Origin of the sequence: Streptomyces triticagri, assembly GCF_003429565.1 — a bacterium.
Lineage (GTDB): Bacteria > Actinomycetota > Actinomycetes > Streptomycetales > Streptomycetaceae > Streptomyces > Streptomyces triticagri.
Genome location: NZ_QUAK01000111.1, coordinates 20,126 through 28,544 on the forward strand (window position 1 = coordinate 20,126; position 8,419 = coordinate 28,544).

Annotated in this window: 6 protein-coding genes; 3 read left to right on the plus strand and 3 right to left on the minus strand. The window is 74.6% G+C overall.

From position 1 onward, the window contains the following. Nucleotides 1-45: 45 nt before the first annotated feature. The 3 genes from DY218_RS20385 (at nt 46) to DY218_RS20395 (ending at nt 4,610) form a co-directional block, all read left to right on the plus strand. On the plus strand, nt 46-1,995 hold the full coding sequence (locus tag DY218_RS20385) for an ABC transporter ATP-binding protein (protein ID WP_128557535.1): 1,950 nt from the start codon (nt 46-48) through the stop codon (nt 1,993-1,995). Beyond that, on the plus strand, nt 1,992-3,734 hold the full coding sequence (locus tag DY218_RS20390) for an ABC transporter ATP-binding protein (RefSeq protein ID WP_128557536.1): 1,743 nt from the start codon (nt 1,992-1,994) through the stop codon (nt 3,732-3,734). The genes DY218_RS20385 and DY218_RS20390 overlap by 4 nt, the downstream gene beginning before the upstream one ends. 132 nt (nt 3,735-3,866) lie before the next feature. Further along, nucleotides 3,867-4,610 carry a type 1 glutamine amidotransferase gene (locus DY218_RS20395; RefSeq protein ID WP_128557537.1) on the plus strand — a complete coding sequence of 248 codons (744 nt, stop codon included), beginning with the start codon at nt 3,867-3,869 and terminating at the stop codon, nt 4,608-4,610. Nucleotides 4,611-4,698: 88 nt separating this feature from the next. Here the strand turns inward: DY218_RS20395 and DY218_RS20400 are convergent, their stop codons facing one another. From DY218_RS20400 to DY218_RS34285, 3 genes are all read right to left on the minus strand, one after another. Further along, complete coding sequence (locus tag DY218_RS20400; protein WP_128557538.1) at nt 4,699-5,454, minus strand: class I SAM-dependent methyltransferase; 756 nt, start codon at nt 5,452-5,454, stop codon at nt 4,699-4,701. Between the two features lie 16 nt (nt 5,455-5,470). Further along, nucleotides 5,471-6,373 (minus strand): SAM-dependent methyltransferase, encoded by a 903-nt coding sequence (locus DY218_RS20405; RefSeq protein ID WP_128557539.1) that lies wholly within the window; start codon nt 6,371-6,373, stop codon nt 5,471-5,473. Between the two features lie 173 nt (nt 6,374-6,546). Then, the gene (locus tag DY218_RS34285) at nt 6,547-7,521 is read right to left on the minus strand and encodes a nuclease-related domain-containing protein (protein WP_158574066.1); all 975 of its coding nucleotides are present in this window, start codon (nt 7,519-7,521) and stop codon (nt 6,547-6,549) included. Between the last annotated feature and the right edge of the window lie 898 nt (nt 7,522-8,419).

Sequence of the window (8,419 nt, forward strand, 5' to 3'; positions counted from 1 at the left end):
CCGGTGATGCTGACCGCGTCAGCACCCGAGGGACGCAGGAGAGCGATGACCACCATCGACACAGCATCGGATCCGGACACGGCCGCCACGACCGGTGGGCCGCCCGCCGTCGGCGGGTCCTCCGGTGGCAAGGAGCCGCCCCCGACCGTCCGCGACCTTCTGCGGCCCCATCTCCCGGCCTTCGCCTCCGTGGTCGTCCTGCAGATCATCGGCGCGGTCGCCGGGCTCGCCCCGCTGCTCGCGGTCGTCGAGCTGGGGCGGACGCTGCTCGCCCCGGGTGCGGTGGACCACCGGCACGTCTGGTTCGTGGTGGCGGCGGGGGTGGCCGGACTGCTGGTACGCCTGGTGTTCACGGCCGCCTCGTCCGGGATCGGTCATCTGGTCGACGGGCATGTGCAGTTGGCGTTCCGCAGGCTGCTGGCCGAGCGGCTCGGCAGGGTGCCGATCGGCTGGTTCGCGCGGCGGCGCAGCGGTGAGCTGGCCAAGGTGGTGGGGGACGACGTCAGCGCCGTACACCCGTTCATCGCGCATGCGCCGGGCGATCTGGTGGCCGCGTTCGTGGTGCCGCTGGTGTCGCTGGCGTATCTGTTCACCGTCGACTGGCGGCTCACCCTGATCACGCTGGCTCCGGTGGTCCTGGCAGTCGCGCAGGTGCCGCTGATGATGACGCCGGCCCGGCAGCGTGAGCAGCTGGAGTTCGACTCCGCGATGGGCCGGATCGCCGACTCCGTGGTCGAGTTCGTGCAGGGCATCGCGGTCGTCAAGGCGTACGGCGGCTCCGAGCGCGCGCACCGCAGGTTCCTGTCGGCCGCGGACGCGTTCGTCGGCACCTTCAACCGGTGGGTGCACGGGATGTCCCGGCCGGCCGCGGGGATGCAGCTGGCGCTCTCGCCGCCGTTCGTACTGCTCGTCGTGCTGACCGGCGGCACGCTGCTGATCACCGGTGGTGGTCTCGCGCCCGCCGATCTGCTGCCGTTCCTGCTGCTCGGCCTCGGGCTGACCGCGCCGGTCGCGGCGCTCGGCCACGGCTTCGACGATCTGCAGGCCGCGGGCCGCGCGGTCGGCCGGATACGGGAGGTGCTCGCCGTGCCCCCGCTGCCGGAGCCGGATCGACCGACGGCGCCGAACGGTCACCGTGTCGAACTGCGCGGGGTGCGCTTCGGCTACGAGGACGAGCGCGAGGGGCACGAAGGCCGGCGGCACGAGGTGCTGCGCGGCATCGATCTCACCCTCGAGCCGGGCACGGTCACCGCGGTCGTGGGGCCGTCCGGCAGCGGGAAGTCGACGCTGGTCAAACTGCTGCCCCGGTTCTTCGACCCGACACAGGGCGCGGTGCTGCTCGGCGGGGTCGACCTGCGGGAGCTCGGCAGCCGGGAGTTGTACCGCACGGTGTCGTTCGTCTTCCAGGAGGTGACGCTGCTGCGGGCGACGGTCGCGGAGAACATCGCGCTCGCCGTCCCGCAGGCGGACCGGGCCGGCCACGACGCCGTCGTACGGGCCGCCCGGACGGCCGGCATCCATGAGCGGATCCTCGAACTGCCGCGCGGCTACGACTCGGTGATCGGCGAGGACGCCGGACTGTCCGGCGGGGAGGCACAGCGCCTCGCGGTCGCCCGGGCGCTGCTCGCGGACACCCCGGTGCTCGTACTGGACGAGGCGACCGCGTTCGCCGATCCGGCGACCGAGCAGGCGGTACGGCGGGCGCTGACGTCGCTGGGCGGTGACCGGACGGTCCTGGTGATCGCGCACCGTCTGGAGACGGTGGCCGATGCGGACACGGTGGTGTTCCTGGCGGACGGGGCGGTGGCGGAGCAGGGCGCGCCGGCCGAACTCCTGGCCATGGACGGCAAGTTCGCGCGCTTCTGGCGACACCGGCGAGCGGCCGGGGGCGCGGTCGAGGGCGCAGGCGCAGGCGCAGGCGAGAGAACAACCGGACCGGACGCGCCCCGGGACCCGGACCCCACCACCGCACCGCGAGGAGGCGAGACCCGATGATCCGGACGCTGCTGCGGGTGCTCGGACACGAGTACGCCCGCCCCGTGCGCCGCACCGTGGCCCTGATGACGGCGGCCGCGGTCGCCGAGGGCCTGTCGTACGCACTGCTCGTGCCGCTGCTGCGGGCGCTGTTCGGGAGCACGCCCGAGGACGCCTGGCCGTGGCTGGCCGCCTTCGGGGCGGCGGTCGCGGGGTGCGCGGTGCTGCGGTTCGTGAGCGATCTGTCCGGGTTCCGGGCCGGGACGTCGCTGCTGCGCGGCATGTACCACCGGCTCGGGGACCATCTGGCCCGGCTGCCCATCGGATGGTTCCGGGGCGGGCGGCTCGGGGAGGTGTCGGTGCTCGCGAGTCAGGGGGTGCTGCAGGCCATGGGGGTGATCGCGCATCTGCTTGCGCCGTTCGTCTCCGCCCTGGTCACTCCGCTGACCGTGCTGGCCGTACTGCTCGCGTTCAACTGGCAGTTGGGGCTCGCCGCGCTGGCCGCGGCTCCGCTGGTGGCGGCGGTGCAGGTGTGGACGGCGCGCTCGATGGCCGCGACCGACGCCGAGCGGCACCGGCGCGACCACGAGGCGACCGGACGGGTCGTCGAGTATCTGCAGGCGCAGCCGGTGCTGCGGGCCGGCGGGCACGGCGGCGAGCGCTTCCGGCTGCTCGACGACTCGCTGCGGAACATGCGGGACGCGTCCCGTCGCAGCACGCTCGCCGCGCTCCCGGGGTCGCTGGGTCTGACCCTCGTGGTGCAGGCGATGTTCTCCGTACTCCTGGTGGTCGGGGCGTACTTGGCGCTGGACGGGAGCGTGGGCGCGGCGGAGGTCCTTGCAATTCTGGTCCTCGCGGCGCGGTGTGCGGATCCGCTGCTGTCGCTCGCCGGGATCGGCGGCCGACTCCGGGCGGCACGGCAGGAGTTGGGCCGGCTCGACGCGGTACTGAGCACCCGTCCGCTGCCGGAGCCGGCCGAGCCCGCCCAACCGGCCTCCCACGGCCTGGAGTTCGAGTCCGTCTCGTTCCGGCACGGCGACCGCCGGGTGCTCGACGGGCTGTCGCTGTCCGTGCCACAGGGCGGGCGGCTCGCCGTCGTCGGGCCGTCCGGCGCGGGCAAGAGCACGCTGCTTCAACTGGTGGCGCGCTTCTACGACGTGGAAGCGGGCGCGGTACGGATGGGCGGTGTGGATGTGCGCGCGATGCGGACCGAGGATCTGATGGCGCGGATCGCGATCGTCTTCCAGGACGTCTATCTCTTCGACGGCACCATCGAGGAGAACGTACGGATCGGCCGGCCCGGCGCCGACGAGGCCGCGGTACGGGCGGCGGCCTCGGCGGCGCGGCTCGACGAGGTGGTCGAGCGGCTGCCCGGCGGCTGGGCGGCGCAGGTCGGCGAGGGCGGGGCGCGGCTCTCCGGCGGTGAACGCCAGCGGGTGTCGATCGCGCGGGCGCTGCTCAAGGACGCGCCCGTCGTGCTGCTCGACGAGGTGACCTCGGCCCTGGACCCGGTGAACGAGGCGGCCGTGCACGAGGGCATCGAACGCCTGATGGCGGGCCGGACGGTGGTGATGGTCGCGCACCGGATGCGTACGGTGCAGCGGGCGGACCGCGTGGCCTTCCTGGACGGCGGGCGGATCGTGGAGCAGGGCGGCCATGACGAGCTGCTGCGGCGGGGCGGCCGGTATGCGGGGTTCTGGGAGATCGCTGCAGGGATGGGGACGGGGGTGGGAGTGGGGGTTGCGTCGGGCGAGGGCTGAGGCCCCTGTGCGTACGTACGCCCGTAGGTCACCATGGTCCGCGGAGGTGTGGCCGTGGTCGGTGGCGCGGAGGAGAACCGGGCTGAGGGGTCGACCGACGGGTCGGCCGGCGGGTCGGGAGTGCGGCGGTCCGTGCTCGTCGTGCAGAACACCCCGTCCGGGGGCCCGGGGAGGGTCGGCGACGGGCTGCGCGAGGCCGGGCTCGACCTCGAGGTGGTGCAGGCCCACGCCGGTGAGCCGCTGCCTCGACTCCTGGGCCGCCGCGCCCTGTTGGTGCTCGGCGGCGGATATCTGCCCGGCGAGGACGAGCGGGCGCCGTGGCTGCCCGCGGTACGCCGGCTCACCGCGCAGGCGCTCGAGGACGGGCGGCCGATGCTGGGCATCTGCCTCGGCGGGCAGCTGCTCGCCGAGGTCGCGGGCGGGCGCGTACGGGGGCGGTACGGTCCGCCCGAGTTCGGCAGTACGCCGATCCGGATGCGCCCCGAAGCCGGCGCGGACCCGCTCTTCGGGCCGCTGCCCGCGGTGGCGCCCGCGATCGAGCGCCATGTCGATGCGATCACCGAACTCCCGCCGGACGCAGTGTGGTTGGCGGACAGCGAACGCTGCCCTCACCAGGCCTTCCGAGTAGGGGACGCGGCCTGGGGCGTCCAGTTCCACCCCGAGGTCCCGGCCGGCCGGATCGGCGCCTGGGCTCCCGGGCCGCTGCGCGAACAGGGCTACGACCGCGACGAGTTGCTCCGCCGCGCCCTGGCCGCCGAGCCCGCGGCCTCGGCGGCGTGGACCGCCTTCACCGCCCGTTTCGCGGCGGCCGTCGCGGGCTCCGGTGCGCGTACGGAGGCCCCGAACGCCCCTCGGGCCCGCCCGGGTGCCCCTTGACCCCTGCCCCCCGTCTTCGCCGGACCGCGATCACCGGGTGCTGCTCATCGACGGCCACTGATCCGGTGGCCTGTGTCCCCTTCCCCTCCTACATCTCGTTCCCCGCCCCCGCCTTGAGCGCGAGCAGGCGGTAGCAGGGGTCGGGGCGTGGCGCGTGCTGCGCGGGGAGGCGGGACAGTCGGGTGCAGAGCTCTTCCCGCTGGTCCGGGGGTGCTGCGCTCGCCCAGGGGATGCTGCCGCCCTCGATCGCCCGGCGCCAGGTGTACGGGCTCCGGCCCTGGCCGATGCCGCGGAAGGTGGTCTCGGCCGCGGGGGTCAGGCCGTGCTGGGTGCCCAGGGAGAGGATGTGCTCGGTGCGGTCCGTGACGGTGTGGGCGTGCGTACGGCGCAGCGGTTCCGTGGCCTCGGCGATGTCGCTGGGCTCGGTGAAGTATCCGGCGCCCTTGTCGACCGTCGTGATCAGTACGCCGCCGGGGCGCAGCACCCGGGCGGCCTCGGCCAGGACGGGTGCGGCGTCGGGCAGCAGGTGCAGCAGCCAGACCAGGGTGACGGCGTCCACGGACGCGGTGGCCAGCGGGAGTTGGCCGGCGTCGCCGAGCAGGACGTGCCGCGGCAGGCGCTGCGCCGCGAGGGCCAGCATGCCCGGGGAGCGGTCGACCCCGAGGACGGTGCGGCCGGGGCGGGCCAGGCGTCGGGTGACGATGCCGGTGCCGCAGGCGAGGTCGAGGACGGTGCCGGTCGCCTGCGGCAGCAGCCGCTCGACGGCGTCGGCGGCGGCCGCGGCGCGCGGTTCGCCGCCGCGGGAGCTGTCGTACGAGGCGGACTCGGCGTCGTAGTCGATCATGCGGCGGGTCCGGAGCTCACCGCTTGCGGCCGGTGACCGCGTAGACGTTGATGTCGGCGTCCGTCACGTCGTTGATGTCCGCGTACTTGACCTGGTCGATGGTGTCGAGGTCGGCGAGGCGGTCGCCGTCCGGGCGCTCGGGGACGGGTGCCGCGTGGTCGGGGTGCCAGTGGTGGACCGGCACGACGCCCGGGGAGTCCACCTCGAGGCCGTTGTCGGTGAGGAAGCGCTCGACCTCGGCCCGGGAGCGCAGGACGAAGGTGAATCCGCGTTCGGTGTAGGTGCGCTGGACCGCGCGGACGTTCTCCGCGTTGAGGTCTTCGGTGAGGTGGCTGAGGACGAGGCGGCTTCCGGACGACAGGGCCTCGACGAGGCGGCGTACGACGGAGTGCGCCTCCGCGTCCTCCACGAAGTGCAGGATCGCCACGAGTACGAGGGCGATCGGCTGCTCGAAGTCCAGGGTGCGGGCGGCGGTTTCGAGGATCAGGTCCGGGTCGTTGAAGTCGGCGTCGATGTAGTCGGTGACGCCGTCGGGGCCGCTGGTCAGCAGGGCGCGGGCGTGTGCGAGGACGACCGGGTCGTTGTCGACGTAGACCACCCGGGAGTCGGGGGCGAGGCGCTGGGCTATCTCGTGGACGTTCTCCTGGGTGGGCAGACCGGTGCCGATGTCCAGGTACTGGCGGATGCCGGCCTGCCCGGTCAGGCGCTTGACCGCGCGCCGCAGGAAGTCACGGTTGTGGCGGACGTCGAGATAGCCGCGCGGGTTGGCGGCGAGCGCGGCGGCGGCCGCGGCGCGGTCCACCGGGTAGTTGTCCTTGCCGCCGAGGAAGACGTCGTAGACCCGGGCCGGGTGGGCCTTGCCGTTGTCGAAATCCGTGTGCCGCTCCTCCGGGTCCTGCTCGCGCACCTCGCTGGACATGCTGAATCCCCCCTGGACGTAGGCCGGTTGCTGCCTGCTGCTTGCTGCCTGCCGGCCGGCTGCTGCTGGCTGGCTGGCTGGCTGCTGCTTCGGCGACAACCTATCGCCTGGCGGGGCGAGTTGGACCGCTCACGGGCGAGCCTCGCGGGGCGTACCTCGCCCGTGAGCGGGGTTCAGGCGCCCGGCCAGGTGCGGCGGTCGCGGGCGATCCGGTGGACGTGGGCCGCCTGGGCGGGGTCGAGGACACCGGTGAGCGGACCGAGTGCGGAGACCTGGCGCTCCTGGTAGAGGCGTGCGGGCAACCTGGTGGCCTCCACCGTGAGCTCGGTGACGCCGACGTACACCACGACGGCCTGGACACGGAGCGGGAACGCGCAGTGCGGCGCGAGCACTTCGTGCACCCGGGCGGCGTCGGCGGCCTGCGCGAGGCCGTGCGGTTCGGCGGTGCCGCGGTCGATCTGGACGGTTTCGTCGTCGATGCGGACGGCCCGGCCCGGGTGGTGGCGGGTGGCGACGGTGAAGACGCCGCCCGGGCCGATGAGCAGATGCTCGATGTCCTCGGTGCCCTCCGTGCCCTCGGTGCCGGACAACGGTACGGAATGCAGTACGTGCCATCCGTGCCGCCGCAGCCGGTGCAGCTCGGAGCCGACGCGCTTCTCGCCCGCGAGGTCGGTCCGCCAGCGCTTCTCCTGTTCGCTGCGCCGCTGCAGCCGCGACCCGAGGCGCTCCGACCGCTCCTGCCGCGCCTTGTCGAGCAAGGCCCGGACACGGCCACCGGGTCGACTCCGGGCGAGATCGAACTCGGGCGGCACGGTGGCCTGTTGCTCCGCGGTGGTGCGGCGGGGGGCGGGGGTCTTCGACGTGCCGCCGGGGTGGGGGTCGGCTTCCGGTGTGCCTCCGGCGGGGGGCTCGGCTTCCGGTGCGCCGCCGGTGCGGGGTTCGGCTTCGGGTTCACTGGCGGTGGGCGGAGGGCTTGCGGCGGGTCGGCGGCGCGGGCCGCCGGGGTGGCTGGTGGGCGTCGGCGTCGGGGACGCCGAGCCGGCCGACTCCCGCGAGCCCGGTTCCGGACGGGCCGGTACGGGTGGGGCGGTCGCTGCGGTACGGGGCGCCGCGGATGCGTGCGCACCGACCGGTGCGGCCGACGGCATTGGCGCCTCCTGCTCCTCTGGCGCGACCGGAGAGCCTCCGGCAGCGTGGCGCAGGCCGCTCGAGTGGCTCGTCGACGTCGAGGACGGGAATGTCGAGCCGACCGACTCAGAGGAACCCGACCCCGGACCAGCCGGCACGGGCGGAGCAGCCGCCTGCGCGCCGACGGGTGCGGCCGAGGGCGGCGGGGCGGCAGGCATCGAGACGGCCGACGCCGATGCGGCCGACGACTTGGGCGCCTCCCGCGCCTCACGCCCCTCTGGAGCGACCGGAGAACCCCCGGCAGCGTGGCGCAGGCCGCTCGGGTGGCTCGTCGACGTCGAGGACGGAAATGCCGAGCCGACCGACTCAGGGGAGCCCGACCCCGGACCAGCCGGCACGGGCGGAGCAGCCGCTGCCGTACGGGGCGCACCCGCCGCCTGCGCGCCGACCGGCGCGGCCGGGGATGGCGCGACTGACATCGGGACGGCCGACGCCGGTGCAGCCGGTGCAGCCGGTGCAGCCGGTGCAGCCGGTGCAGCCGACGGCATTGGCGCCCCCGGCGCCTGTGGTGTGTCCGCGGCCGGTGACGGCGGCTGTGTGTCGGGCGTAGAGGTGGGCACCGCGGCGGAGGCCGTGGTCGGTGCGGGGCGCGTCGTGACGGATGAAGTGCCCTGCGCAGGGGGCGACTTGGTGAGTGGACCGGGATTGGTGAACGGGTTCGCCCCGTGGTCTGCCGGCGCGGACGTGTCGGGTTGAGCCTCCCGCGGAACCGGACCCGGCCCCGGAACCGGCGCGGCGCGGCGCTGCGTGGCCGTGCTCCACCACCGGGCGTCCGGAGCGAGGCGCCCCGCGGGACGCGGAGGTTCGGCGGCCCCGGACGCCGCCCCGCGACCAGCGGTGACCGGCGGCCGGGCCGCA

Coding starts and splice junctions, on each gene's coding strand:
- DY218_RS34285 (WP_158574066.1), bottom strand. CDS start 7,521: ATGCCGTCGGCCGCACCGGTCGGTGCGCACGCATCCGCGGCGCCCCGT.
- DY218_RS20385 (WP_128557535.1), top strand. CDS start 46: ATGACCACCATCGACACAGCATCGGATCCGGACACGGCCGCCACGACC.
- DY218_RS20400 (WP_128557538.1), bottom strand. CDS start 5,454: ATGATCGACTACGACGCCGAGTCCGCCTCGTACGACAGCTCCCGCGGC.
- DY218_RS20405 (WP_128557539.1), bottom strand. CDS start 6,373: ATGTCCAGCGAGGTGCGCGAGCAGGACCCGGAGGAGCGGCACACGGAT.
- DY218_RS20390 (WP_128557536.1), top strand. CDS start 1,992: ATGATCCGGACGCTGCTGCGGGTGCTCGGACACGAGTACGCCCGCCCC.